The sequence below is a fragment of the Sphaerisporangium sp. NPDC005289 genome, assembly GCF_040607455.1.
GTDB classification, from domain to species: domain Bacteria; phylum Actinomycetota; class Actinomycetes; order Streptosporangiales; family Streptosporangiaceae; genus Sphaerisporangium; species Sphaerisporangium rhizosphaerae.
On sequence record NZ_JBEXGS010000007.1, the window covers coordinates 23952 to 48345 of the forward strand.

Here is a 24394-nt window from a genome sequence, read left to right on the forward strand (position 1 = left end):
GAGGGCACGCCCGCGCCCGTCCGCCGCGCCGCCGCGCGCGCGGGGAGGAGCGCCGATGGGCGCCGGTGACGAGGCGGCCGCGGAGGGGACGGACGGCCTGTACCCCTTCCTGCGCGGACGCGGACGCGGCCACGGGCCCGGCGGCGAGCACGGCCGGCGCGGCGAGCTGGAGGAGCACGCCGTCCGCTCGACCGCGGCCAAGGCGGAGGAGATCCTGCGGCTGCGCGCGCAGGTGGGCGAGCTGCACGCCGAGCGGCTCGCCGCGTGCGCGCAGGACATGGCGGACCGGTTCGCCGCGGGCGGGCGGCTGTTCACCTTCGGCAACGGCGGCAGCAGCACCGACGCCCAGGAGGTCGCCACCCTCCACCTGCGGCCCCGGCACGGACCGCCGCTGCCCGCCCTGTGCCTGACCTCCGACGTCGCCGTCGTCACGGCCCTGTCCAACGACGTCGGGTTCGACGTCGTCTTCGCCCGGCAGATCGCGGCCCTGGCCCGTCCCGGCGACATCGCCCTCGGCCTGTCCACCAGCGGCGGCTCCGCCAACCTCGTCCAGGCCTTCGAGGAGGCGTGGGGGCGCGGCCTGCTCACCGTGGGCCTGGCCGGCTACCAGGGCGGACGGCTCGCCGAGCTGGCGGAGCTGGACGTCCTGGACCACCTGTTCGTCATCCCGTCCACGTCCGTGCACCGCATCCAGGAGGCGCAGACGACGCTCTACCACGTGCTCTGGGAGGTCACCCGGCACCTGCTGCAAGACGCGCCCACCGGCCGCGGCGACGGGCGGGGGCGCGTCCCGACGCTCACCGACACCGGCCAGGAGTGCCAGGAGTAATGGAGGCGGTATGGGCACCATGACAGAGTCCGCGCAGGACAGGGCACGGGAGCAGAAGGAACCCGTCGTCCACATCCTGTGGATCAACGCCGGCATGAGCTGCGACGGCGACTCGGTCTCGCTCACCGCGGCGACGCAGCCGAGCATCGAGGACATCGTGCTGGGCGGCCTGCCGGGCCTGCCGGCCGTGGACGTCCACTGGCCGCTGATCGACTTCCACAGCGGGCCGATGCAGGGCGCCGACGCCATGATCGAGTGGTACTTCCTCGCGGCGCGCGGCGCACTGGAGCCGTTCGTCCTGGTCGTCGAGGGCTCGATCCCCAACGAGTCGATCAAGCAGGAGGGCTACTGGTCGGGGTTCGGCAACAACCCCGAGACCGGCCAGCCGATGACCCTGCCCGAGTGGCTGGACATCCTGGCCCCCAAGGCGACCGCCGTCGTCGCGACCGGCACCTGCGCCACCTACGGCGGCATCCACGCCATGGCCGGCAACCCGACCGGGTGCATGGGACTGGCCGACTACCTCGGCTGGGAGTGGCGGTCCAAGGCCGGCGTCCCGATCGTGAACGTCCCCGGCTGCCCGGTGCAGCCCGACAACATGTCGGAGACGCTCCTGTACCTGCTCTACCAGCTCAACGGGCAGGCGCCGATGATCCCGCTGGACGAGGCGCTGCGCCCCACGTGGCTGTTCGGCCAGACCGTCCACGAGGGCTGCGACCGGGCCGGGTACTACGAGCAGGGGCAGTTCGCCGTCGAGTACGGCTCGCCGAAGTGCCTGGTGAAGATCGGCTGCTGGGGGCCGGTGGTGAAGTGCAACGTGCCGAAGCGGGGCTGGATGGCCGGCCTCGGCGGCTGCCCGAACGTCGGCGGCATCTGCATCGCCTGCACGATGCCCGGCTTCCCCGACAAGTTCATGCCGTTCATGGACGAGCCGCCCGGGGCGATGGTGTCCTCCTCGATCAGCACGGTGTACGGCGGGGTCGTGCGCAGACTGCGCGGGATCACGCTGCACACGGTCGACAAGGAGCCGAAGTGGCGGGCCAAGGGCCGCGCCCTGCTCACCGGGTACCGGGCGCCGTGGAGCTGACACATGACCGCCCGAACCGCACGGCGCCCTGGGAGCTGACATGACCACCGCCAAGGATGAGAACCGCGACCTGGTCGAGATGGCCTGGGACCCGATCACCCGCATCGTGGGCAGCCTGGGCATCTACGCCAAGATCGACTTCAAGGCCCGCGAGGTCGTCGAGTGCCACAGCACCTCGTCGATCTTCCGCGGCTACAGCGTGTTCATGAAGGGCAAGGACCCGCGGGACGCGCACTTCATCACCAGCCGCATCTGCGGGATCTGCGGCGACAACCACGCCACCTGCTCGGTCTACAACCAGAACATGGCCTACGGCGTGCGCCCGCCCGCGCTCGCCGAATGGATCATCAACCTGGGCGAGGCGGCCGAGTACATGTTCGACCACAACATCTACCAGGAGAACCTGGTGGGGGTCGACTACTGCGAGAAGATGGTGCGCGAGACCAACCCCGGCGTGCTCGACCTCGCCGAGCGCACCGAGTGCCCCAACGCCGGCGCGCACGGCTTTCGCACCATCGCCGACATCATGCGCTCGCTGAACCCGCTGGAAGGCGAGTTCTACCGTGAAGCGCTGGTCATGAGCCGCGTCGCGCGCGAGATGTTCTGCCTCATGGAGGGCCGGCACGTCCACCCCTCCACCCTCTACCCCGGCGGGGTCGGCACGGTCGCCACCGTTCAGCTCTTCACCGACTACCTGACCCGCCTCATGAGGTACGTCGAGTTCATGAAGAAGGTCGTGCCGATGCACGACGACCTGTTCGACTTCTTCTACGAGGCGCTGCCCGGGTACGAGCAGGTCGGGCGGCGGCGGGTGATGCTCGGCTGCTGGGGAAGCCTCAACGACCCCGAGCACTGCGACTTCACCTACGAGAACATGAGCTCCTGGGGCCGGGAGATGTTCGTGACGCCCGGCGTCATCGTCGACGGCGAGCTGATCACCAACAACCTGGTGGACATCAACCTCGGCATGCGCATCCTGCTCGGCAGCTCCTACTACGAGGACTGGGCCGACCAGGAGCCGTTCGTCACCCACGACCCGCTCGGCAACCCCGTCGACATGCGTCACCCGTGGAACCAGCACACCATCCCGCGGCCGCAGAAGCGCGACTTCGCCGACAAGTACAGCTGGGTTATGTCGCCCCGCTGGTACGACGGCACGGACATGCTCCCGCTGGACACCGGCGGCGGGCCCATCGCCCGGCTCTGGTCCACGGCGCTGTCCGGCCGGGTGGACATCGGCGGCGTCGAGGCCACCGGGCACAGCGTGATCATCCGGCTGCCGAAGACCGCCACCAAGCCCGAGACGACGTTCGAGTGGAAGATCCCCGAACGCAACGGAGAGCTGCTGTCCAACGCGCTCGAACGCAACCGGGCCCGCACCTACTTCCAGGCGTACTCCGCCGCCTGCGCCCTGTACTTCGCCGAGAAGGGGCTGGACGAGGTGCGGCGGGGGCGCACCCAGACCTGGGAGCCGTTCGAGGTGCCGGAGGAGGCGATCAGCTGCGGCTTCACCGAGGCGGTGCGCGGCCTGCTGTCCCACCACATGGTGATCAGGAACGGCAAGATCGCCAACTACCACCCGTACCCGCCGACGCCCTGGAACGCCAGCGTCCGCGACAGTTACGGGACGCCCGGCCCGTACGAGGACGCCGTGCAGAACACGCCCATCTTCGAGGAGAACCCGCCGGAGAGGTTCAAGGGCATCGACATCATGCGGACCGTCCGCAGCTTCGACCCGTGCCTGCCGTGCGGGGTGCACATGTACCTCGGCGGGGGCCAGGAGCTCCGCAAGCTGCACAGCCCCCACGCCTTCAATGCCGGCACCTGAGCGGACGCGCCCGGCGCGGGACGTGCGGGCCGCCGGGGAGCGCGTCGAGACGCTGATCGACCAGCTCGGCGCGCTCGCCGACCCCGCCGCCCGCGCCCGCGCCGAGGAGCTCGTCCGCACCCTGGTCGGCCTCTACGGGGCCGGGCTGGAGCGGGTCATGGCCATCGTGGTCGAGAGCGAGGCCGCCGAGGTGCTGCGGCGGCTGGCCGGCGACGAGCTGGTCTCCGGCCTGCTCGTCCTGCACGACCTGCACCCGCTCGGCACCGAGGAGCGCATCCGCGCCGCACTGGACGCCGTGCGCCCCTCCCTCGGCCTGCACGAGGGAGGGGTGGAACTGCTCGGCGTCGACGAGGCGGGGGTGGTGCGGCTGCGGCTGTCCGGCAACTGCCACGGGTGCGCCTCCTCGCGGGTCACCGTGACCCAGGCCATCGAGCGGGCCGTGCTCGGCGCGGCCCCCGAGGTGACCCGGCTGGAGGTGGACGGGATGACGCAGGACGCCCCGCCGCTCATGCAGATCGGGCGCCGCCCGCCCGGCCCGTGCCCGGTCCCCGAGGAGGCCGCGCCATGACCGCGTCCGGCTCGCCGGTACCGCCCTGCCCCGGTGGAGCCCGCGGGTCCGGAGCGGTGGCCGGAGCGGTGGCCGGTGCGGGTGTGCCGTCCGCGCCGGCGGCGGTCGCGGGTCACGGCCGGGACGGCGTGGGGCTGCGCCGGTTCCGGGAGCCCGTCGAGTCACGGGGGCCCGTGGCGGAGGTGTGCGAGATGTGCGCCGAGCCGCTGGGCGAGCGGCACGGCCACGCCGTCGACACCGGCACCCGCGCGCTGCTGTGCGTCTGCGTGGCCTGCCGCCTGCTGCTCTCGCGCGGCGGCACCGTCGCCCGGGGCCGCTACCAGGCGGTGCCCGAACGCTACCTGTACCTGCCGCGGATGCGGCTGTCGGCGGCCGACTGGGAGGAACTGCAGATACCGGTGCGCACCGCGTTCCTGTTCCACAACTCCGCGCTCGGCCGGTTCGCGGCGTTCTACCCGAGCCCCGGCGGGGCGACGGAGTCGCTGCTCGACCTGTCCACCTGGGAGCGCGTCCTGGCCGCCAACCCGGAGCTGCCCCCGGCCGAGCCGGACGTCGAGGCGTATCTGATCGACCGCCGCCCGGACGGCTTCGCCTGCCACCTCGTCCCGATCGACGCCTGCTACGAGCTGGTCGGCCTGGTCCGGGTGCACTGGAAGGGCTTCCACGGCGGACAGGAGGCGCAGGAGACCATCGCCGCCTTCTTCGACGGGCTCCGCCGCCGCGCCGAGACGATCCCGGCGGACGCCCAGGGGGACGCGGTTTCAACGGACGCGGTCTCGATGGACCCGCCGCCGGCGGACGACTCGGCGGAGGCGGCCCCGGTGGCCGCAGCTCCGGTGGACGCGGCTCCGGTGGACCCGCCGTCGGGCGCCGGCCGCGGTGGCGCGCCGGTGGCGGCGGCGCGGGAGGAGGGACGAGGGCGTGACTGAGATCGGGTTCCGGTGCCTGGGCGTGCGCCCCGACGCGTACGGGGTCTTCCCGACGCTGCTGTTCCGGCTCGGCATCACCGCGCCGGACGACGGCGCCGTCCACGCCATCGCGCTGCGCTGCCAGATCCGCGTCGAGCCGCGGCGGCGGACCTACGGCGCCGCCGAGAGCGAACTGCTCGCGGACCTGTTCGGCGACCCCTCCCGGTGGGACGAGACGGTGCGCCCGTTGCAGTTCGCCAACGTGTCGGTCATGGTCCCGAGGTTCACCGGCGCCACCGAGATCGACCTGCCGGTGCCGTGCGGCTACGACCTGGAGGTCGCCGCGGGCAAGTACTTCGCCTCGCTGGACGACGGCGAGGTGCCGCTGCTGCTGCTGTTCAGCGGCACGGTCTTCGCCAGGGCGGGGGAGGGGTTCACCGTCCGTCAGGTGCCGTGGGACCGCGAGGCCCGCCAAGGGCTGCCGGTCTCGACGTGGCGGGAGATGATCGACCGCTACTTCCCCGGCGGCGGCTGGCTGCGCCTGTCCACCGACACGCTGCGGGCGCTGCAGAGGTACAAGTCCGAGCGCGCCCTGCCCACATGGGACGAGGCCATGGAGGCCCTGCTCAAGGAGGCCCGCCGATGAGGGCGCCGATGGACGTCGCCCGCAAGGTGGCCGACGCCGTGCTGTACGAGGGCTACCTGCTCTATCCCTACCGGGCCTCCGCCGCCAAGAATCGGCTGCGCTGGCAGTTCGGCGTGCTCGTGCCTCCCGCGTACACCGCCACCGCCGAGCCGTCCGCGAGCGTGACCGAATGCCTGGCGGACGGCGCCGCGCACGCCCTGCTGCGTCTTCGCCTGCGGTTCCTGCACGTCAAGGAGCGCAGGGTCGAACGCTTCCGGCAGGGCCGGTTCGTGCCGGTCGCCGAGTTGGACTGCGACGGCGTCACCCATCTGACCTTCGACGAGGCCACCGCCCGCGAGGTCGAGGCCGTCGTGCCCATGCCCGGACTGGTCGGCGCCGAGCGGGCGGTCCGCGTGCGCCTGCCCGGTGACCGCGCCGAGCGGCCCATCACGGCGGCGTCCGGCGAGGTGCTGGGCCGCGTCGTCACCGCGCACCGGCCGGTGCGGGCGGTGCTGCGGATCGCGGCCGAGCGGCAGGACGGCCCGTACGGGCTGCTGAAGGTGCGGGTCAGGGTGGAGAACGCGGCCGAGGCGCCGCCCGCCGCCACCCGCGAGGAGGCGTTGCGGCACTCGCTGGTCGCCGCCCACCTGCTGCTCGCGGTCACCTCCGGCGCGTTCCTGTCGCTGACCGACCCGCCGGAGTGGGCGCGCCCGGCCGCGCGGGGCTGCCGCAACGTCAACACCTGGCCGGTCCTGGTCGGCGAGCCGGGGCGGCGCGACGTCGTGCTCTCCTCCCCGATCATCCTGGACGACCACCCCGGCATCGCGCCCGAAAGCCCCGGCGACCTGTTCGACGCGACCGAGATCGACGAGATCCTCCACCTGCGGACGCTCACGCTGACCGAGGCGGAGAAGCGCGAGGCGCGGGCCACCGACCCGCGGGCGGCGGAGATCATCGACCGGGCCGGCGACCTGCCGCCCGAACTGCTGGAACGCCTCCACGGCGCGATCCGCCGCCTCGGCCCGCCCGCCACGCCGCCGTCATCGTCGCCATCGCCACCGTCCTGGTCGGCTTCGCGGCCGTCCTCGTCAGGGCCGTCGCCCGGACCCCGCCGGCGGGGATCGTCGTCCGGACCTTCCGGACCTTTCGAACCTTCCGGACCGTCCGAGGCCGAGGAGGACGGGAGGGTGACCGTGGGCGGGGTGGAGATCGGCCGGGGCGCGCGCGTCCGGCTCACTCCCGGCGCCCGGCGCGCGGACGCGCACGACATGTTCCTGACGGGCAGGACCGCCCAGGTGGAGGCGGTGCTCCGCGACGTGGACGGCACCCGCTACCTCGCCGTCACGCTGGACGACGACCTCGGCGCCGACCTGCACCGCTCCCACGGTCGCTTCCTGTACTTCGCCCCCGACGAGGTGGAGCCGGTCGTCCCGGACGGGGCGGAGGCGGTCCTTCCGGACGGGATGGAGCCGGTCGTTCCGGACGGGGAGGCGGGGGCGTGAGGACGCTGGTCGCGGGCGTGGGCAACGTCTTCCTCGGCGACGACGGCTTCGGCGTCGCCGTGGCCCGGCACCTGGCCTCGGCCGGCGTGCCGGAGGGCGTCGTGGTGTCCGACTTCGGCATCCGCGGCGTCCACCTGGCCTACGAGCTCACCGGTGGCGGGTACGACCTGGCGATCCTGGTCGACACCGTCGCCCGGGACGATCCGCCCGGCACCCTGTACGTCCTGCGTCCCGTGCCGGAGCAGGTGCCCGGCACGTTCGTGGACGCCCACGACATGACCCCCGAGGCGGTCCTGGCGCTGGCCGGGACGCTCGGCGGGGACCTCGTCCCCGTCCTGCTCGTGGGATGCCGGCCGGCGGACCTGTCGCCCGGCATGGAACTGAGCCCGCCGGTCGCCGGCGCCGTCGGCCGGGCGGCGGACCTCGTCCTCGAGATCGTCGAGGACCACGGAAAGGAGACCGATGGTGAAGCGACTGATCATGTTGACGGCCGTGGTGGCGGTCGGCGTCATGGTGTACCGGTCGATTCCGGACCTCAAGCGGTACATGAAGATCCGTCAGATGTGACCCGCGCGCCGGCGGGCGAGGTCGCCCGCGACCGGCCGGCCGGTGCCCGCACAGGGAGTCGGACACCGACCTTCCAGATCTGAGAGATGAGGTGGACCGTGCACGAATACGGGATCGCGGAGTCGATCCTCGCCGCGGTGGAGGGACGGGCGGACGGCCGTCGGGTGCGCCGGGCCCGGGTGCAGGTGGGCGCGTTGCTGCGCGTCGCCGAGCCGTCGATCAACGACGCGTGGAGCCTGGTCACCGAGGGGACGCTGGCCGAGGGCGCGCGCCTGGACCTGGTCACGCTCCCGGTGCGGCTCACCTGCCGTGACTGCGGGAACGCCACCACCTCGGTGGACCCCTACGCGGTGTGCCCCGCCTGCGGGACCACCGACGTCGACACCGAGGGCGGCGACGATCTCGTCCTCGAATCCATCCAGCTCGCGGAGGCGACTCATGTGCCTGGGGATCCCCGGGGAGATCGTGGAAATCCTGTCGGATCGTCCTGACCTGGCCAAGGTGGACGTCAGCGGCGTGCGGCGGGCCGTCAACATCGGCCTGCTGGAGGGGGAGGCGCTCGCGCCGGGCGACTGGATCCTCATCCACGTCGGCTTCGCGCTGTCCAAGATCGACCAGGTGGAGGCGCGGGCGGCGCTCGACTTCCTGGAGAGCATCGGCCAGGCGTACGAGGACGAGATGGCCGCCCTGCGCGACTCCGTGATCGAGCAGGGGTGAGGCCGATGCGGTTCGTCGACGAGTACCGCGACGCCGGCAAGGCCCGGGCCCTGGCGGCGCGCATCGCCGCGCTGTGCGAGCCCGGGCGGGCGTACAAGTTCATGGAGGTGTGCGGCGGGCACACCCACACGATCTACAAGCACGGGCTGGAGGACTACCTGCCCGCGTGCGTCTCGCTGGTCCACGGCCCGGGATGCCCGGTCTGCGTCATCCCGATGGGCCGGGTGGACGACGCGATCGCCATCGCCGAGCAGCCGGAGGTGATCATGACGTCGTTCGGCGACATGATGCGCGTCCCGGGCGGCAACGGCTCCTTCCTGGACGCCAAGGCGCGCGGCGCGGACATCCGCATGGTGTACTCACCCCTGGACGCCCTCAAGATCGCGCGCGACAATCCGGACAGGCGCGTGGTCTTCCTGGCCATCGGGTTCGAGACCACCGCCCCGTCCACCGCGATGACCGTCATGCGCGCCGCGGCCGAGCGCATCGGCAACTTCTCGGTCTTCTGCAACCACGTGACGATCATCCCGGCCATCAAGGCGATCCTGGACTCGCCCGACCTGCGGCTCGACGGGTTCATCGGCCCCGGGCACGTCTCGACGGTGATCGGCTGCCGGCCGTACGAGTTCATCGCCCACGACTACGGCAAGCCGCTCGTGGTCGCCGGGTTCGAGCCGCTGGACGTGCTGCAGGCGGTCCACCGCAACCTCGTCCAGCTCGCCGAGGGACGGGTGGAGATCGAGAACCAGTACGGCCGCGTGGTGCCCTGGAACGGCAACCCCAAGGCCCTCGCGGTGATCAACGAGGTGATGGAGCTGCGTCCCACCTTCGAATGGCGGGGCCTGGGCTTCATCTCCGACTCCGCGCTGTGCGTGCGCGAGCGGTACGCCGAGTTCGACGCCGAGCGCGTGTTCCAGGTCCCCGGCTTCCGGGTGGCCGACCCGAAGGCCTGCCAGTGCGGCGAGGTGCTCAAGGGCGTACTCAAGCCGTGGGAGTGCAAGGTGTTCGGCACCGCCTGCACGCCCGAGACCCCGATCGGCACCTGCATGGTGTCCTCGGAGGGGGCCTGCGCGGCGTACTACAACTTCGGCCGCTTCTCGCGCGACCGGGTCAAGGAGGCGACGCGCGCATGAACCGCGACGAGCAGGTGCTGAACCCGGCTCCGCCCGAAGCCCAGGACCGCGAGCGGCTCGTCCTCGCGCGCATCGAGCGGGCGCGCCGCGCCCGGCCGCGGCTGCGCGAGGAACTGGTCACCCTCGCCCACGGCGCGGGCGGCAAGGCCGGCCGCACCCTGGTCGAGGCGGTCTTCTTGGAGGCCTTCCGCAACCCCCTCCTCGAGCCGCTGGCCGACGGCGCCATCCTCGCGCCCGGGACGTCCCGCGAACGGTCGGACGCCGAACGGTCGGACGCCGAACGGCCGGTCGAGCGGTCCGCCGATGGGCGGGTCGACCAGGCGGCGAGCGCCCCGGCGCTGGCCTTCACCACCGACTCCTACGTGGTGACCCCGCTGTTCTTCCCCGGTGGCGACATCGGGGACCTCGCCGTCAACGGCACCGTCAACGACCTGGCCATGTGCGGGGCGCGGCCGGAGCACCTGTCGGCGGCGTTCATCCTGGAGGAGGGGTTCCCGATCGCCGACCTGCGCAGGATCGCCGCCACGATGGCCGAGGCGGCGCGGGCGGCCGGCGTGACGATCGTCACCGGGGACACCAAGGTCGTGCAGCGCGGCAAGGCCGACGGCTGCTACATCACCACGGCCGGCGTCGGCACCGTGGCGCCCGGGGTGCGGCTCGGCGCGTCCGAGGTCCGGCCGGGGGACGCGGTCATCGTCTCCGGGCCCATCGGCGAGCACGGCGTCACGGTGATGCTCGCGCGCGGCGGGCTGGACATCGAGGCCGACGACCTGGTCTCCGACACCGCGCCGCTCAACGGCCTGACCGCCCGTCTGCTCGACGCCTGCCCCGGCCGGCAGGTGCGGTGCCTGCGGGACGCCACCCGGGGCGGGGTGGCCACCGTGCTCAACGAGGTGGCGCAGACGGCCGAGGTGGCCGTGGTCGTGGAGGAGGAGGCGGTCCCGGTGCGCCCGTCCGTGCGCGGCGCGTGCGAACTGCTCGGCATCGACCCGCTGTACGTCGCCTGCGAGGGCCGCATGGTCGCCGTGGTCGCCGGCGACCGCGCCGACGCGGCCCTCGCGGCCCTGCGCGGGCATCCGCTGGGGGAGGGCGCCGCCGTCGTGGGCCGCATCGGGGAGGACCCGCCTGGCCTGGTCCTGCTCAAGACCGGCTTCGGCGGCACCCGCATCGTCGACCTCCTCGTCGGTGACCCGCTGCCCCGCATCTGCTGATCGACAGGGTGGAGATCAACCCGGGGGCCTCGCCGGTCAGGACGCCGGTGAGAAGCAGGTCGGTCGGGTTCCGCGCCGTCAGCCGAGCGTGTGGAGAAGGGTCCGCAGGGCTCGGTCGAGGGTGCCGGCCTCGCCGGGCGGGAGGGAGGAGACGAGCCGCCGCAGGTTGGCGGCGTGGTCGGTCATCGTCGCGTCGATCACCTCGCGTCCCCGGGGAGTGAGCGCGACCAGGAAACTACGGCGGTCGGCCGGGTCGAGCCGGCGTTCCACCAGACCCGCCTCCTCCAGCCGGTCCAGCCGGTTGGTCATGCCCGCGCGCGACATCATCAGCATGTCGGCCAGCTCGGACGGGATGAGTGTGTAGGGCTCGCCGGCGCGCCTGAGCGCCGCGAGCACGTCGAACTCGCCGCGCCGCAGCCCGTGCCGGGTGAAGACCTCCTCCACGAGCGGCTGCAGCACCTCGGCCAGCCGCCAGAGCCGGCCGAGCGTGCCCATGGCCGACAGGTCCAGGTCGGGACGCTCGCGCCGCCACTGCCCGAGGATCACGTCGGTCAGGTCGTGCTCATCCTGCTCGCTCATGGCGGCAGCATATTTGACGCAAGATAGTTAGCCCTCGTACTATTCGGATCATAACTATCAGCGAGCGAAGGATGGACGATGTCCTCTACCGATGGCCGCGCGACCGAGCCGGTCCTGACGCGTGCGGGTGAGGCCGAGCACCTCGGCGGGTCGCCCAACGGCACCTGGCTGCTGGCCGACGCCGGCGATACGGGCGGCGTCATGAACGCCGTCCGCACCACCTTGGGCCCGGGCACCGACGGCCCGCCGCCGCACTTCCACAAGCGGGCGCCCGAGCTGTTCTTCATGCTGGACGGCGCGCTGCGCGTCCTGACCGGCGAGCGCGTCGTCACGATCGAGAAGGGCGACTTCCTGCTGGTGCCCCCGCTGATGACGCACGCGTGGGGCACGCCGGACGGCGTGGGCGCCGACGTGCTGATCATCAAGGCGCCGGGCGACGACCGGTTCGACTACTTCCGGCTGGCCGACCGCGTCCGCCGGGGCGAGGCCGGCCCGGGGGAGATCTTCCAGACCCAGGAACGCTTCGACAACCACTTCGTCGACAGTCCCGTCTGGCGACAGGCGACCGGAGCGGGCGGCCAGGCCCGGGCCAGGCTGGTGGACCTCTGACCGCGCCGGAACACCGCCGCGGCGGCGGCGGATCCGGGCGATGCCCAGGTGGGTGGGTATGTACATGGACGGCGGCGCATGTGCGATGACGTCGCCGGCCGAACGGGGGGTGGAGATCATGACTGAGCCACGAGGGCCTGGCGGTGCCGCCGGGAGCATGCCCGACATCGAGGAGATCCGCCGGCAGGTCCACCGGGACGTCGCCATGGCCGGCGACCGCGCGTTCGACAGCCCGCCGCGCGGCGGCGTCCGTCCGCCGCGGGTGATGACCGAGGTGGAACGGCACGGCGTGTCCCCGATCGACAGCCAGGCCAGTTCACCGCTGGGAGTGGGCACGAGCAGCACCGCCCGCGCCGAGCGCATCGCGCACCGCAAGGAGGAGCCCGGGCGCAGGAAGGTCGGCGTCGAGCACCGGGCCCGCCGCCCGTACGGCGTCTCCACTCCCGAACACGGCACCGGCGTCGGCCCCTCGGGGCCCGTGGACGAGGAAAGCCCCTACTTGCCCCCCGGCGACCAGGCCGGCTGACCGGACGGCCGAGCCGGCCCGGGCCCCGCGCACCGGAGCCCGGGCCGGCTCACCTGGCCGCCGGCGTCAGCCGCCGCAGGCGGCGAAGACGAAGGTGTTCTTGACCCGGTAGGTGTCGCGGACCCGGACGGCGCCGGTCCCTGGGTCCACCTGGAGAATGTGCATCGTGCCGTTGCCGGCATCGCCGGTGAGGACGTGCAGGGTGACCTGGCGGGCGCCGGTCCAGTCGACCATGTCCGGCGCCCCGCCCCCGGGCAGTTTCACCCGCACGCTGTTCACCACGGCGTTGGAGCGCAGGTCGAACAGCTTCAGAGCCCGGGAGCCCTCGGAGTAGAAGGCGACCAGGTCGCCGTCCGCGTGCAGCGCCATCGGCACGTCCTGCGCCGCGATCTGCGGCGGCACCTGCCGCGTCGCCTCCGCGCCGCTCAGGTCATAGGTGATGATCTCCGTGGTGTTCTCGTCGGTCTGCCTCCTGGTGAGCACCTGGTCCTCGTCGCCGCTGAACCCCAGCAGTTCGTCCCCCGCAGGCAGGGAGCCGAGCCGCCTGCCGGACGCCACGTCGTAGAGCCACAGGAACTTCTCGTTCGCGCCGTCGTGTACCGCCAGCGTGCTCCCGTCGAGCGACAGGGCCAGGTCGAGGCCCATCATGTTCGTCTTCGCGGGCAGCGCGGCCGCCGGCATGACGTGGACCTTCCCGGTGAGCTCCCGTACCACCAGGCGGTCGTCGCGTTCGCGCACGTACGCGATGTGCCCGCCGTTCCCGCTGACCGCGATCGGGGCCGGCGAGTCCTTGTGCACCTTGCGATGCCCGTCGCGGGGGAACACCCGCGCGTCGGGCAGTTCCCTGACCTTGCCGCTGTGCAGCATGAGCCGCCAGGGCCCGCAGGGCCTGTCCTCCTTCTTCTTGTTCGTGCACGTCCTCAGCGCGGCATAGCGCACCGCGTCTCCGGTGTCTCCCGCGTGCTCGTGCCCGGACATCCCCCGTCCGGTCGTGCCCGTCCCGGCGGCGCTCCGGGGGCCGGCGGCGGCCATGGTGGTGGCCGCGCCGAGGCCGGCGGCGGTGGCCGGGCCGCCGTGGCCGGGCGCGACGGCGGCCGACGCCGGTGCGGCGACCATGAGCCCCCCGAGGACCAGCGCGGCCAGTGTGCGTATTCTCATGACTTCTCCCTTCGCACTGGTTAGAGCGCCGGCCAGGGAAGAAAGTTCGCGCAGGAAGAGGGTTCAGAGCGTCCGGGTCATGTAGACGCTGTTGGGGTCGTGCCCGTAGTCCGCGAACGGCTCGCAGCAGGCGAAGCCGAGCTTCTCGTACAGCCTCCTGGCGGGCAGGAAGAACTCCTGCGACCCGGTCTCCAGGCTCAGCCGGGTGAACCCCTCGCGCCTGGCCTCGCCGATGATGTGCTCCAGCAGCAGGGTGGCGACGCCGCTCCGCTTGCGCCGCGGCGCCGTGCGCATGGACTTCACCTCGGCGTGCCCGGCGTCCAGCCTCTTGATCGCGCCGCAGCCCACCAGGATGCCGCCGTCCATGACCGACCAGAAGGTGACGTCGGGCTTGCGGAGGGCGTCGAGGTCGAGGGCGTGCACGCTCTCGGGAGGGGTGATGGACCGCATCTCCGCGAGGTGCGCCTGGAGGAACTCGGCGATCGGCGGACCGGAGAGGTCGTCGACCACGATCTCGATGCTGCTCACTCTGTCTCCGGGGCTCGGCTTCGGCGGGTGCGTTCCCAGCGTAGGCGGCTTCGGGCGAGGTCTCCCGTCGTCAGCAGCGGTCCTTGGAAGGGCGGGGATGGGGCACGCCGAGCCGCGAGCGCAGCGTGCGCACCCCCGCCTGCAGCACCGGAGGGAGTGACAGCAGCATGGCCAGGGCGTCGCCGAGGCCGGTCGCCGCCGTCTTGACGACCACCCACCCCACCGGCGGCGCGAGCAGCGTCCACGCGCGGACGTCGCTCGCGATGGCCCAGCGGACGACGCGGGCGCCGCGTTCCAGCAGCCGCCGGACCGGGACGGGCGTCGTCCGCCGGAGCGCGAGCGCCATCCGCGGCATGCCCGCGAGAAGCTGCGCGGTGAAACGGGCGCGGGCCCGCCCGCCGGGCAGCGCGTGCAGCTCGCCGCGCCACTCCGCCAGCCAGCGGGCACGGGCCGAAGCGGGAAGCAGGGCCGCGCCCAGCGAGATCGCCCCGAAGGCCATGCGCATCCCGCTCTGGTCGTCCGCGGAAGGTCGCGACCGCGGGACGGCCTCGCCGTGGCCGGTCAGGGCGGTCTGGGCGGTCTGGGCGGCGATCGTGGCGGTCGCCAGCTCCTCGATCTCTCTTTCGATCTCCGCCACGCCCAGCCGCCGGGCGACGGGCACGAACACCTCCAGGGACTGCCGCGACTTCAGGCGCTGCTTGGCGGGGCTGAGGAACCGCAGCGTCCGCAGGTTGTGCAGCCGGTCGGCCAGCTTGAGCATGAGCACGCGCGTGTCGGTGGAGGTCGGCCAGCCGTCAGGGGGGCCCGCGGGGTCCTCCAGGCGCCGCAGGACCGCGAGCAGGCCGGTGACGCCGGCGCCGAACTCCCCGGCCAGCTCGGCCTCGGAGCAGCCGGTGTCCTCCAGCACGTCGTGCAGCAACGCCGCGCACACCACCTCGTGATCCATGCCCGCCTCGGCGAGGATGACGGCGACCGCCACAGGATGGGTGATGTAGGGGTCGCCGCTGCGGCGTCTCTGATCGCGATGCCAGTACGCGGCCACCGCGTACGCGCGCTCGACCAGCTCGGCGCGTTCGCCGGTGGGAGCCTCGCGGAACGCGCGCAGCACCGCGCCGGCGCCGCAGGCGCCCTCGGCGGGCGCGCGCCGGGTCACGACGCCCATCCCGTCGTCCCGGGGCCGGCGAGCCAGGCCGGGACGGGCTGCCGCCGGGAGCGGTAGGCCCGTGCGATGGCGTCGCGGCCGAGGGCCGCGCCGTCCGCCGTGATCGTGTAGTAGCGGCGCCGCGGACGGCCCTCGCTGACATGCGCGGCGGGATCCTCCCACCGGCTCTCCACCCAGCCGATCTGCTCCAGCCGGGCCAGTATGGGGTAGACCGTGCCGCTCGGCAGGCCCGTCGCCTCGCACACCTCCAGCCCGTAGCGCTGTGTGCCGGGCTCGTCGAGAAGCGCCCGGAGCACCTCCTGCACCTGCGTCGTCATCCGGGGACCACCTGGCATACTGGAACTCTACATAGGTAGAGATAGCCCGCCAGATCTCCCGGCGGCGACAGTGTGCTCACCTGGGCGACGCCCCCCGGGCGTCCGGGTCTCCCGTCGCGGCGGCGTCTCGCCGTTCGTCGAGCGAGGCCGAAGGAGGCGCAGATGTCCGGAGCTGTGATCATCGGAGTCGGCCCCGGCATCGGGCAGGCGGTCGCGCGCCGGTTCGCGCGCGAGGGGCTGCCCATCGCCGTCATCGCGCGAGGGGAGGCGACGGTGCGGGAGGCGGTCGACTCTCTGGCGTTCAGCGGGGTGCCGGTCGAGGGCCTGGTGGCCGACGCCACCGACGAGGACGCTCTGCGGGACGCCCTCGACGCGGCGGCCGACCGGCTCGGCCCGCCCGACGTCGTGGTCTACAACGCGGCTCTGGTCAGGGCCGACCGGCTGCGAGAGCTGACGGCGAAGACCCTCCTGGACACCTGGGCGGTCAACGTGGCCGGAGCGTTCACCGCCGCCATGCACGTCCTGCCCGCGATGGCCGAGCGCGGCGCCGGCACGTTCGTCATCACCGGGGGGATGCCCGAGCCGGAGCGGCGGTACGCCAGCCTCTCGCTCGGCAAGACCGGTGTGCGCACGCTCCTCGCGCTGCTGGACCAGGAGTACGGGCGCTCCGGCGTGCACGTGGCCACCGTCACCGTGGGCGGGGTCGTCGGGCCGGGCACCGCCTTCGACCCCGACGAGATCGCCGAGCACTACTGGCGGCTGCACACCCAGCCACGCGACCGGTGGGAGCGGGAGGTGCTGTACAGCGGTCGCGAACCGGCCGCGAGCGAGGAGTGAGGCCCCACGGTGGTGTGGCGCGGCGGCCGGGGGCCGCCGCGCCACGCGGTGCGTCGTTCGGGTTCGTACGCCGGTCAGCCTGCGCTGCAGGAGACCGAGGGCCAGTTGTAGTTGCCGTTGTGCTGGATGGTGACGCCGAAGTTGTTGCCGCTGCCGTTGGGCTTGGCGGTCAGCACCTGGGCGCTGGGGTAGCTCGCGCTGATGTTCCAGGTGGAGAGGATCTTGGCGGGAGAGGGCACGTTCATCGTGACGGTCCAGTTGCTGGAGCCGGAGACCGCGACGTTGAGGTTGTAGCGGTCGCTCCACGACTGGCCGGCCGACAGGGTCGCGGTGCAACCGCCACCGCCGCCACCGCCACCGCCACCGCCACCGCCGCCACCGCCGCCACCGCCGCCACCGCCGGAGGTGCCCAGGGTGATGTTGGAGTTGCCGCTGCTCTGGTAGCCCTCGGTGGCCAGGATCATGTAGTCGTGGGAGCCGAGGTTCATGCCGTAGCGGGCCCAGGCGTCGAAGTGGTTGCCGGTGGTGATGGTGCCGCCGGTCTTCTTGGACTGGCGGACGCTCCAGTACTGGTTGAAGGTGCTGCTGTTGCCCTCGATGGAGGGGGCGTTGTACCGGGTGGTCATGTAGATGTCATAGGTGCCGCCGTCGCTGGTGACGGTGCCCTTGTAGGTCCCGGTGGGCCGGTAGGTGCCCCAGTTGTCCAGGATGTAGTACTCCACCAGCGGGTTCCTGGTCCAGCCGTACAGCGCCAGGTAGGCGTTGCCGGAGGGGTTGAAGCTGCCGGAGTAGTTCACCGACATGCGGCCGCCGTTCCTCCAGCCCTTGCCGGCGACGAAGTTGCCGACGTTGCTCCAGGAGGTGCTGTAGTTCCCGCCGCCGCCCAGGTTCATGGACGACGATCCACCGCCGTCACTCCAGAAGGAGTAGAAGTAACCGCCGTCGGTGCCGGTCTGGTTGCTGGTGATGGCCGCGTGGGCGGTGCCGGGGAGCATGGTGATGATCGAGACCAGGGCTATGACCCAGGCGCGGCCGATGAGCGCCCAAGGACGGCCAGGTCTGCGGATCTTCGGAAGGATGGGGACGTCGTTCATGTGCGCGCTTCCTCCTCGTGAAAGCTGGCGGTGCCAGGCGGCGTGGCACGATCCGGCGGGGCGCTTGCCGGTGACCGGGTGAGGGCCACGGCACGCCGGCGTCGTGCGACGCGGCGGAGGTGTCCGGCCGTCTTCCGGTGGACGGCCGGAGGACCAGGTCGCGGCTGGTGACCTGGATCGACAGCTTCATGCCTGCCGATGGCGCCAGTGTTCGCCCGGTTTCCTGAAAGTGTCAATCAGATGCCGAAAGATTGCGACTGCCTCACCTTTGTGGATGACGCGTTCAAACTGCTCACGGACAGCGCACGGCGGTTTGTCATGGATGAGGCGTCATGAAATTTTCGGCTATCCGCCGAAATGTGCAGAGGACGGAACGGGTTGAACGCTCGACATCGGCCGCGCTGAGCGGTGCCACGGCGTGAACCGCCCAGGAGCGGGGGTGCGGCCAGGTTCGGCGGGCTGAAATTTCCATCCGCGACCTGTGACTTCGCGGGCCCGCCTGGCCGCGGTGTCGACATACGGCGACACGCGGTCCTACCGTCGGCGTAGCGCGTCGATCGGTATGGCGGGGCCGGCAGGCCACCGCCCCCCCACCTCCTGGCCGCCAGGGAGTCACCATGCAACGGCGAGTCATCTCCATCGTTCTCGCGGCGCTCACCGCACTGGCCGGGCTCGGGGTGACCACGCCCGCGTTCTCGGCCACGGCTCCCGCGCGGATCACGTCGCTCGCCGACACCAGTCCGCCGACGGTTCCCACCGGGCTGAGCACCACGGTCAGATGCAATCCCCTGTCGGTGACGCTGAGCTGGACCGCCTCCACCGACAATGTCGGGGTCACCGGCTACGACGTGTACGCCGCGTCCTACGGCGGTTCGTTCACCTCGGTCGGGACGACCACGGCGACCTCGTTCACCCAGCCCATCAACGGGCTGTACCAGTACGAGGTGCGGGCACGCGACGCGGCCGGCAACACCTCCGCCTTCACCGAGCCGGTGCGGGTCGTGCCGCCCCCCTGCCCGACGATGCCGCCGGACCCGCAGCCGCCCACGACGCCAGGTACGCCGACCGCGACCGTCACCTGCGGCTCGGTGACGCTGACCTGGACCGCCTCGACGGACAACGTGGGCGTCACCGGATACGAGATCTGGCGTGCGCCCGGCGCCACCGGCGGCACGTTCGCCCTGGTCGGCACCACGACGACCACGTCGTTCACCCAGTCCGGTGTGGGGGTCTACCGCTTCCAGGTGCGGGCGCGTGACGCGGCGGGCAACTACTCCGCCTTCACCTCACCGGTCACCGTCTACGTCCCGGCCTGCCCGACCAGGGGCTGTACGGCCGTGTACAGCCCGGCCGGTGACTGGCCCGGCGCGTTCCAGGGGAAAGTGGTCGTGACCAACACCGGCACCACGGCGACCACCGGGTGGACGGTCACCCTCACCTTCTCCGGTGGCCAGCAGATCACGCGGACCTGGAATGCCGCCATGAGCAACACCGCCAACCCGTACACGATCACGAATTTGAGCTTCAACGGAGCGCTGCCCCCCAACGGCTCCACCACGTTCGGCTTCCAGGCGACCACCACCAGCGGCGCCGACGACACCCCCACGACCACCTGCATCCGAACACCGTCCGGCACGATCGGGTGATGGAGGGAACCGTCGAGGGACACCTACATGGAGGAGCTGATCTCCTTCACGGTGCCTCGCCCAGATCGTGGCCGTCGTTGAGCCAGCGCAGGTGGCCGCCGTGGATGGCGGAGAACGCGACGGGGCGCCCGTCGAGCGCGACGGTGTAGGTGAGGGTGTCCGCCGGGGGCCGCCGCCCGAGGCGAGCGGCGACGTCCGGCAGGATCTCGGCATCTTCCTGGGAGATCCAGTGCCCGTCGAGCCGCCGCACCCGGTCCACGAACGTTGCCCGGCCGGCTTCGGGCACGTAGTAGAGCACCGCGGTGTGGAAGACGACGAGCGTGGCCGACGGGGGCGCCTGGGCCGCCACCTCGCCGAGGCGCGCGTTGAGATCTCCCCGCACGACGCGGGGAGGGTCCTGCCGGGCCAGCTCGATCGCGGCGTCCAGGCGCCGCAACCGTTCGTGGTGTTCGGGCCAGACCAGCGTCCGCAGCCATCGGACGTCGTCGGGATCGGTGACGTCGAGCGGGTTCAGGTCGATGCCGGCCCGCCACGCGACGGTGACCGCCCCCGGCCCGGGCAGGGGCGGCTCGCCCTCGACCTGGCACCGCACCCGCAACGGGCTGTCCACCGCGCCGGCCAGGGTGCCGTCGTAGTCGTACCCGTAGCGGTCGGGGAGCAGGCACAGCCCGGCCGACGCCCCGGCCTCCAGCAGCGCCAGCGGCTGCGGCAGCGAGGCGAGCAGGGGGTACAGCGCGGCGCACCGCGCCGGCTCGTTGGTCTGCGTGCGCCGGGAGAGCATCGTGGCCACGACCGCGTCACGGTGGTCAAGGACGGCCTCGCGGAACGCCCGGTAGCCGTCCGGAGTCCCGGTGACATGCCGGGCGGCGGCGAACAGCAGGTTCGGCTGCCGCTTGGCCGCCGGGAGGCCGGACAGCAGGCCGAGCAGGTCACGGTCGTCCGCCACCCCGAGGGCGAGTTCCTCGTAGAGCGGCGAGCTGCCCCGCGCCTCCATGGACGCGAACCGCCGGTACAGCTCCGCGGTCGCCGGTGCCATGACCGCACCCTAACCCGGGGGGAGAGCGGATGCATGGGCGGTGGCGCGCGCGCCAGGGCGTGCCTGCCGACCGGTGGGGCGCGGGCGGGGGGCGTTCCTGCCGGCCGCGGGCTCCCCGGCACGGACCGCGGCGAGGTCCCCGGCGCCCCGCACTGAACGCATGACGGCCGGCGGGCGGTCCGTTCCGGCGGGCGCGGGTGCGGGTAATCACGGATGCCGCGGTCGTGGCGTGCTCAATAGCATTGGGTGCTTGATCGTTGTTGTCCGTCAGACCCGGCAGGAGTCCCCATGGCTTGTCCGCGGTGCGGGTTCGCGCTGCCCACCGACGCCGTGAGGTGCCCCACGTGCGGCATCGCCGCCGACGCGCACCTTCGGATTCCCGCCGAGGTGTATGGCGCCGAGGCCGAGCCCGGCTCGCCGCTTCCCGGCGCCCACGCTCCCGGTCCGGCCGTTCGGGACTTCGCCGGTCGCGGCCTGGGTGGTCACCAGGGTGCCGGGTCGGGGCCTCTGCGGCCCATCCACGGTCAGGCGGTCGGAGTGATCGTGGCGCTGGCCCTGTGGGTCGTGGGCGAGCTCGTCGCGTGCCTGACCACCGTGGTCCGCATCTTGGTGCTCAACCGGCTGGGCTCCGAAGGGTCGTCGATGGAGGAGGACCTCGAGTTCGCTGGTGGCCTCGACGTGCTCGGCGCTCTGGTCCGGACGGTCGTCCTGGTGATCGCCGCCGTCGCCTTCCTCGTCTGGCTGTTCCGCGCCCGGGCGAACGCCCAAGGGCTGAGCTGGGTGTATCAGCGTCATGGCAAGGTCTCGCTGGTTCTGGGGTGGATCGTCCCGGGCGTGAACTTCATCGTTCCCAAGCAGATCATCGACGACATCTGGCTGGCCAGCCGGCCCGGGACGCCCGCCCAGACGTGGGACGGTGAGCGCCGCTCATGGCTGGTGCGGTCCTGGTGGGCCGGCTATCTGCTCTCCATGTACGGCATCCGGTTCGCTCAGCGGGCGATGGAGCTGGGGACGGACGGAGACCCGGTCGTGGTCGTCACGTGGCTGGAGGTCATCGCCACGCCGATCGGCATCGCCGCGGCGGTCCTCGCGGCGATGGTCGTCTGGCGGATCAGCGCCTTCCAGGAACTGCGTCGCGGCGTGGGCGCCGGGGGCTGAACCTTTCAGTGGATCTGTGCCGCGTCGCGACGGTGATTAATCGGTTCAATTTCCGTGGGGTGTGCGCGTTTGTCCTGGCCGGGATGGGCTGGGGTGCCCGCGGTGCCCGCATGGCGCCTGACCGGTGATGACCAGCGGCCACGCGGAGCGTCCGCCGTAGCGGTGGAGGGTCGCGACCGCCGACTTAATCGATTAATTTCGGGACGCTTCATTCGGCGGTCCATCGCGTGCCGTACCGGTGGCCGTTCATTCCCGGAAAGGACGCCTGATGAGACGAAGTCTCGCCACTTTCGCGGCGGCCGCGCTGGTCGCCGCGGGTGGGATCGCAGCGGTGATGGCGCCGGCCGCCGGCGCCGCCGCAGGGTGCACGGTGGCCTACAAGATCACCAATCAGTGGAGCGGCGGATTCCAGGGCGACGTGGCCATCACCAACCTCGGTGACCCGCTGACCGGCTGGAAGCTGGAGTTCGACTTCCCCGACTCCGGCCAGAAGGTCGCCTCGGGGTGGAACGCCACCTGGACGCAGTCCGGCGCGCACGTCACGGCCGTCGGCATGTCGTACAACGGCTCCATCGCCACGAACGCCACCGTCTCCGGCATCGGGTTCACCGGCACCTTCGGCGGCGCCAACCCCGTCCCCACCGCCTTCTCGGTCAACGGTGTGGCCTGCACCGGAGTGCCGACCGTGTCCCCGACGCCCACCCGGACGCCCACGCCGACGCCCACTCCCACAAGGACGCCGACCCCGACCCCGACCCCCACGCCGACCCCCACGCCCACGCCGAGCGTGCCGCCGGGTTCGGCGCCCAAGCTGCACGTCTCAGGCAACAAGCTCGTCAACCAGGCGGGGCAGGCCGTCCGGCTTCTCGGCGCCAACCGCTCGGGCGGGGAGTTCGCCTGCATCCAGGGCAACGGCATCTGGAACGGGCCGATGGACGACGCGTCCATCAACGCCATGGCCGCCTGGAAGATCAGGACCGTCCGCGTTCCGCTCAACGAGGAGTGCTGGCTCGGCACCGGCAACGTCCAGCCGCAGTACGCCGGCACGACCTACCAGAACGAGGTGAAGGGGTACGTCTCCAGGCTGCTGGCGCACGGCATCACCCCGATCGTGGAGATGCACTGGAGTTACGGCTCCTACACCGGCAACTCCTCCGCCTGCACCGACGTGCACGCTTCGTGCCAGAAGCCCATGCCGGACGCGCAGTACGCGCCGAGCTTCTGGACCTCGGTCGCCAACACCTTCAAAAACGACACCGCGATCGTGTTCGACCTGTTCAACGAGCCCTACCCCGAGCGGGCCACCGGCAGCGCGGCCTCCGGCTGGGCGTGCTGGAAGAACGGCGGCACCTGCGCGGGCATCGGCTACCAGGTGGCGGGCATGCAGACCCTGGTCAACGCCGTGCGCGCGACCGGGGCGCAGAACGTGATCCTGCTCGGCGGGCTCGCCTACTCCAACGACCTGACCCAGTGGCTGTCGTACAAGCCGTCCGACCCGGCCGGCAACCTCGTCGCCGCCTGGCACTCCTACAACTTCAACGTCTGTGCCAACCAGAGCTGCTGGGACAGCCAGCTCGCCCCGGTGGCCGCCCAGGTGCCGCTCGTGGCGGGGGAGATCGGTGAGAACGACTGCGCCCACGGGTACATCGACCAGCTGATGAGCTGGCTGGACCAGAAGGGCCTGTCCTACCTGGCGTGGACGTGGAACAACTGGGACTGCTCCAGTGGACCGTCCTTGATCACCGACTGGAACGGCACGGCCACGAACTACGGGGCCGGCTTCAAGGCCCACCTCGCCACCCAGTGACCGCCTCCGGCGGGGGGTCTTGTCGCCGAGCGAAACAGAATGGAATTCTGTCGGCATGAATCGCGCGACGACCAACGGCGTCGAGATCGCCTACGAGGCCTTCGGGCCCCCCGCCGGCCGGCCGCTACTGCTGATCATGGGTCTCGGCTCGCAATTGATCAACTGGGACGTGGAGCTCTGCGAGCTGTTCGCCGACACGGGGCACCGCGTCGTCCGCTTCGACAACCGGGATGCCGGCCTGTCCACCCACTTCCACGAGGCGGGCGTGCCCCACTTCAACCCGGGACCGGACGGCGTGCTCGCGCCGCCGCCGTACCTGCTGGAGGACATGGCCGACGACACCGCCGGCCTGGTGGACGCGCTGGGCTGGGACGCCGCCCACGTGCTCGGCGCGTCCATGGGCGGGATGATCGCGCAGAGCTTCGCCATCCGCCATCCGTCCAGGACGCTCAGCCTCACCTCCATCATGTCCACGCCGTCTCCGCACATCGGCTCGCCCACCCCTGAGGCCATGGCGGTGCTGGTCACCAGGTCGGCCCCCGAGCGCGACGCCGTCGTCCGGCGGGCGATCGAGTCGCGCCGGGTCATCGGCTCGCCCGGCTACCCGGCGGACGACGAGCGCGTCGCCCGGCTGGCCGGCGAGAGCTTCGACCGCGCCTACGACCCGGCCGGGTTCGCCCGCCAGCTCGCCGCCATCCGCGGGTCGGGCGACCGCACCGCCGCGCTCAGGGAACTGTCGGTTCCCGCCCTGGTCATCCACGGCGAGGCCGATCCGCTGGTGCGACCGCCCGGCGGCCAGGCCACCGCGGACGCCATCCCCGGGGCCAAGCTGCTGACCTTCCCGGGGATGGGACACGACCTGCCGCGCGAACTGTGGCCGGACATCGTCGCCGCCGTCACCGACCTCACCGAGCGCGCCCACCGCCCCTGATCGAGGACGCGCCCGCCGCCCTGAACACGCG

General features: G+C 72.1%; 26 protein-coding genes. 19 read left to right on the plus strand and 7 right to left on the minus strand.

Annotation, left to right across the window (positions count from 1 at the left end):
- The first annotated feature begins 55 nt into the window (after window positions 1-55).
- Genes ABZT47_RS14260 through hypE form a run of 12 tightly spaced genes read left to right on the plus strand, consistent with a single transcriptional unit; the run spans window position 56 to window position 10975 of the window.
- Complete coding sequence (locus tag ABZT47_RS14260) at window positions 56-829, plus strand: SIS domain-containing protein (protein WP_354840703.1); 774 nt, start codon at window positions 56-58, stop codon at window positions 827-829.
- Between the two features lie 10 nt (window positions 830-839).
- On the plus strand, window positions 840-1916 hold the full coding sequence (locus tag ABZT47_RS14265; protein ID WP_354840706.1) for a hydrogenase expression protein HypE: 1077 nt from the start codon (window positions 840-842) through the stop codon (window positions 1914-1916).
- A 40-nt stretch (window positions 1917-1956) separates the two neighbouring features.
- Window positions 1957-3744, plus strand: a complete 1788-nt coding sequence (locus ABZT47_RS14270; protein WP_354840708.1) for a nickel-dependent hydrogenase large subunit — start codon at window positions 1957-1959, stop codon at window positions 3742-3744.
- Window positions 3731-4312: a NifU family protein gene (locus tag ABZT47_RS14275; protein WP_354840711.1), complete on the plus strand. Its 582-nt coding sequence runs from the start codon at window positions 3731-3733 to the stop codon at window positions 4310-4312. Before ABZT47_RS14270 ends, ABZT47_RS14275 begins: the two co-directional genes overlap by 14 nt.
- Window positions 4309-5241, plus strand: coding sequence for a DUF5947 family protein (locus ABZT47_RS14280; protein WP_354840714.1), 933 nt, complete (start codon window positions 4309-4311; stop codon window positions 5239-5241). Before ABZT47_RS14275 ends, ABZT47_RS14280 begins: the two co-directional genes overlap by 4 nt.
- Window positions 5234-5866, plus strand: coding sequence for a DUF6084 family protein (locus tag ABZT47_RS14285; RefSeq protein WP_354840717.1), 633 nt, complete (start codon window positions 5234-5236; stop codon window positions 5864-5866). The genes ABZT47_RS14280 and ABZT47_RS14285 overlap by 8 nt, the downstream gene beginning before the upstream one ends.
- Window positions 5863-7347 (plus strand): hypothetical protein, encoded by a 1485-nt coding sequence (locus ABZT47_RS14290; RefSeq protein ID WP_354840719.1) that lies wholly within the window; start codon window positions 5863-5865, stop codon window positions 7345-7347. Before ABZT47_RS14285 ends, ABZT47_RS14290 begins: the two co-directional genes overlap by 4 nt.
- Entirely contained in the window at window positions 7344-7997 is a 654-nt protein-coding gene (locus ABZT47_RS14295; RefSeq protein ID WP_354840721.1) for a hydrogenase maturation protease, read from the plus strand. Before ABZT47_RS14290 ends, ABZT47_RS14295 begins: the two co-directional genes overlap by 4 nt.
- 15 nt (window positions 7998-8012) lie before the next feature.
- On the plus strand, window positions 8013-8405 hold the full coding sequence (locus ABZT47_RS14300; RefSeq protein WP_354840723.1) for a hydrogenase maturation nickel metallochaperone HypA: 393 nt from the start codon (window positions 8013-8015) through the stop codon (window positions 8403-8405).
- A complete protein-coding gene (locus ABZT47_RS14305) occupies window positions 8380-8631 on the plus strand; it encodes a HypC/HybG/HupF family hydrogenase formation chaperone (protein WP_354840726.1) in 252 nt (83 codons plus the stop codon). Before ABZT47_RS14300 ends, ABZT47_RS14305 begins: the two co-directional genes overlap by 26 nt.
- Window positions 8632-8636: 5 nt before the next feature.
- Window positions 8637-9764 carry a hydrogenase formation protein HypD gene (gene hypD / locus ABZT47_RS14310; protein ID WP_354840729.1) on the plus strand — a complete coding sequence of 376 codons (1128 nt, stop codon included), beginning with the start codon at window positions 8637-8639 and terminating at the stop codon, window positions 9762-9764.
- Window positions 9761-10975 (plus strand): hydrogenase expression/formation protein HypE, encoded by a 1215-nt coding sequence (hypE, locus tag ABZT47_RS14315; protein ID WP_354840732.1) that lies wholly within the window; start codon window positions 9761-9763, stop codon window positions 10973-10975. Before hypD ends, hypE begins: the two co-directional genes overlap by 4 nt.
- Window positions 10976-11053: 78 nt before the next feature.
- On the opposite strand, the gene ABZT47_RS14320 is transcribed toward hypE, so the two are convergent.
- Entirely contained in the window at window positions 11054-11554 is a 501-nt protein-coding gene (locus ABZT47_RS14320; RefSeq protein WP_354840735.1) for a MarR family transcriptional regulator, read from the minus strand.
- A gap of 78 nt (window positions 11555-11632) precedes the next feature.
- Here ABZT47_RS14320 and ABZT47_RS14325 point away from each other — a divergent pair, with 78 nt between their 5' ends.
- Both ABZT47_RS14325 and ABZT47_RS14330 read left to right on the plus strand, forming a co-directional pair.
- Window positions 11633-12163 carry a cupin domain-containing protein gene (locus ABZT47_RS14325; RefSeq protein ID WP_354840737.1) on the plus strand — a complete coding sequence of 177 codons (531 nt, stop codon included), beginning with the start codon at window positions 11633-11635 and terminating at the stop codon, window positions 12161-12163.
- A gap of 118 nt (window positions 12164-12281) precedes the next feature.
- Window positions 12282-12689, plus strand: coding sequence for a hypothetical protein (locus ABZT47_RS14330; RefSeq protein WP_354840740.1), 408 nt, complete (start codon window positions 12282-12284; stop codon window positions 12687-12689).
- Window positions 12690-12755: 66 nt separating this feature from the next.
- Here the strand turns inward: ABZT47_RS14330 and ABZT47_RS14335 are convergent, their stop codons facing one another.
- The 4 genes from ABZT47_RS14335 to ABZT47_RS14350 all read right to left on the minus strand — a co-directional run bounded on the left by ABZT47_RS14335 (window position 12756) and on the right by ABZT47_RS14350 (window position 15854).
- The gene (locus ABZT47_RS14335) at window positions 12756-13847 is read right to left on the minus strand and encodes a hypothetical protein (protein ID WP_354840743.1); all 1092 of its coding nucleotides are present in this window, start codon (window positions 13845-13847) and stop codon (window positions 12756-12758) included.
- Between the two features lie 63 nt (window positions 13848-13910).
- Window positions 13911-14375, minus strand: coding sequence for a GNAT family N-acetyltransferase (locus ABZT47_RS14340; RefSeq protein WP_354840746.1), 465 nt, complete (start codon window positions 14373-14375; stop codon window positions 13911-13913).
- 70 nt (window positions 14376-14445) lie between these two features.
- Window positions 14446-15537, minus strand: coding sequence for an HD domain-containing protein (locus ABZT47_RS14345; protein WP_354840749.1), 1092 nt, complete (start codon window positions 15535-15537; stop codon window positions 14446-14448).
- Window positions 15525-15854 (minus strand): helix-turn-helix transcriptional regulator, encoded by a 330-nt coding sequence (locus tag ABZT47_RS14350; RefSeq protein WP_354840752.1) that lies wholly within the window; start codon window positions 15852-15854, stop codon window positions 15525-15527. Before ABZT47_RS14350 ends, ABZT47_RS14345 begins: the two co-directional genes overlap by 13 nt.
- A 162-nt stretch (window positions 15855-16016) precedes the next feature.
- Here ABZT47_RS14350 and ABZT47_RS14355 point away from each other — a divergent pair, with 162 nt between their 5' ends.
- Window positions 16017-16691, plus strand: coding sequence for an SDR family NAD(P)-dependent oxidoreductase (locus tag ABZT47_RS14355; RefSeq protein WP_354840755.1), 675 nt, complete (start codon window positions 16017-16019; stop codon window positions 16689-16691).
- 74 nt (window positions 16692-16765) lie between these two features.
- Here the strand turns inward: ABZT47_RS14355 and ABZT47_RS14360 are convergent, their stop codons facing one another.
- Window positions 16766-17785, minus strand: a complete 1020-nt coding sequence (locus tag ABZT47_RS14360) for a glycoside hydrolase family 11 protein (RefSeq protein ID WP_354840758.1) — start codon at window positions 17783-17785, stop codon at window positions 16766-16768.
- 617 nt (window positions 17786-18402) lie between these two features.
- On the opposite strand from ABZT47_RS14360, the gene ABZT47_RS14365 reads away from it, so the two are divergent.
- Window positions 18403-19431: a cellulose binding domain-containing protein gene (locus tag ABZT47_RS14365; RefSeq protein ID WP_354840760.1), complete on the plus strand. Its 1029-nt coding sequence runs from the start codon at window positions 18403-18405 to the stop codon at window positions 19429-19431.
- Window positions 19432-19477: 46 nt separating this feature from the next.
- Here ABZT47_RS14365 and ABZT47_RS14370 read toward each other — a convergent pair whose 3' ends face one another.
- Window positions 19478-20467 carry a DUF2332 domain-containing protein gene (locus ABZT47_RS14370; RefSeq protein WP_354840763.1) on the minus strand — a complete coding sequence of 330 codons (990 nt, stop codon included), beginning with the start codon at window positions 20465-20467 and terminating at the stop codon, window positions 19478-19480.
- 288 nt (window positions 20468-20755) lie between these two features.
- On the opposite strand from ABZT47_RS14370, the gene ABZT47_RS14375 reads away from it, so the two are divergent.
- From ABZT47_RS14375 to ABZT47_RS14385, 3 genes are all read left to right on the plus strand, one after another.
- Window positions 20756-21625, plus strand: coding sequence for a DUF4328 domain-containing protein (locus ABZT47_RS14375; RefSeq protein ID WP_354840766.1), 870 nt, complete (start codon window positions 20756-20758; stop codon window positions 21623-21625).
- Between the two features lie 268 nt (window positions 21626-21893).
- A complete protein-coding gene (locus tag ABZT47_RS14380) occupies window positions 21894-23432 on the plus strand; it encodes a cellulase family glycosylhydrolase (protein WP_354840768.1) in 1539 nt (512 codons plus the stop codon).
- A 55-nt stretch (window positions 23433-23487) separates the two neighbouring features.
- Window positions 23488-24363, plus strand: coding sequence for an alpha/beta hydrolase (locus ABZT47_RS14385; protein ID WP_354840771.1), 876 nt, complete (start codon window positions 23488-23490; stop codon window positions 24361-24363).
- Window positions 24364-24394: the final 31 nt, after the last annotated feature.

Bases quoted from the DNA above. Each gene is read 5' to 3' on its own strand.
- ABZT47_RS14260 (WP_354840703.1), top strand. From the start codon at position 56: ATGGGCGCCGGTGACGAGGCGGCCGCGGAGGGGACGGACGGCCTGTAC.
- ABZT47_RS14265 (WP_354840706.1), top strand. From the start codon at position 840: ATGGGCACCATGACAGAGTCCGCGCAGGACAGGGCACGGGAGCAGAAG.
- ABZT47_RS14270 (WP_354840708.1), top strand. From the start codon at position 1,957: ATGACCACCGCCAAGGATGAGAACCGCGACCTGGTCGAGATGGCCTGG.
- ABZT47_RS14275 (WP_354840711.1), top strand. From the start codon at position 3,731: ATGCCGGCACCTGAGCGGACGCGCCCGGCGCGGGACGTGCGGGCCGCC.
- ABZT47_RS14280 (WP_354840714.1), top strand. From the start codon at position 4,309: ATGACCGCGTCCGGCTCGCCGGTACCGCCCTGCCCCGGTGGAGCCCGC.
- ABZT47_RS14290 (WP_354840719.1), top strand. From the start codon at position 5,863: ATGAGGGCGCCGATGGACGTCGCCCGCAAGGTGGCCGACGCCGTGCTG.
- hypD (WP_354840729.1), top strand. From the start codon at position 8,637: ATGCGGTTCGTCGACGAGTACCGCGACGCCGGCAAGGCCCGGGCCCTG.
- hypE (WP_354840732.1), top strand. From the start codon at position 9,761: ATGAACCGCGACGAGCAGGTGCTGAACCCGGCTCCGCCCGAAGCCCAG.
- ABZT47_RS14320 (WP_354840735.1), bottom strand. From the start codon at position 11,554: ATGAGCGAGCAGGATGAGCACGACCTGACCGACGTGATCCTCGGGCAG.
- ABZT47_RS14325 (WP_354840737.1), top strand. From the start codon at position 11,633: ATGTCCTCTACCGATGGCCGCGCGACCGAGCCGGTCCTGACGCGTGCG.
- ABZT47_RS14330 (WP_354840740.1), top strand. From the start codon at position 12,282: ATGACTGAGCCACGAGGGCCTGGCGGTGCCGCCGGGAGCATGCCCGAC.
- ABZT47_RS14335 (WP_354840743.1), bottom strand. From the start codon at position 13,847: ATGAGAATACGCACACTGGCCGCGCTGGTCCTCGGGGGGCTCATGGTC.
- ABZT47_RS14345 (WP_354840749.1), bottom strand. From the start codon at position 15,537: ATGGGCGTCGTGACCCGGCGCGCGCCCGCCGAGGGCGCCTGCGGCGCC.
- ABZT47_RS14350 (WP_354840752.1), bottom strand. From the start codon at position 15,854: ATGACGACGCAGGTGCAGGAGGTGCTCCGGGCGCTTCTCGACGAGCCC.
- ABZT47_RS14355 (WP_354840755.1), top strand. From the start codon at position 16,017: ATGTCCGGAGCTGTGATCATCGGAGTCGGCCCCGGCATCGGGCAGGCG.
- ABZT47_RS14360 (WP_354840758.1), bottom strand. From the start codon at position 17,785: ATGAACGACGTCCCCATCCTTCCGAAGATCCGCAGACCTGGCCGTCCT.
- ABZT47_RS14365 (WP_354840760.1), top strand. From the start codon at position 18,403: ATGCAACGGCGAGTCATCTCCATCGTTCTCGCGGCGCTCACCGCACTG.
- ABZT47_RS14370 (WP_354840763.1), bottom strand. From the start codon at position 20,467: ATGGCACCGGCGACCGCGGAGCTGTACCGGCGGTTCGCGTCCATGGAG.
- ABZT47_RS14375 (WP_354840766.1), top strand. From the start codon at position 20,756: ATGGCTTGTCCGCGGTGCGGGTTCGCGCTGCCCACCGACGCCGTGAGG.
- ABZT47_RS14380 (WP_354840768.1), top strand. From the start codon at position 21,894: ATGAGACGAAGTCTCGCCACTTTCGCGGCGGCCGCGCTGGTCGCCGCG.
- ABZT47_RS14385 (WP_354840771.1), top strand. From the start codon at position 23,488: ATGAATCGCGCGACGACCAACGGCGTCGAGATCGCCTACGAGGCCTTC.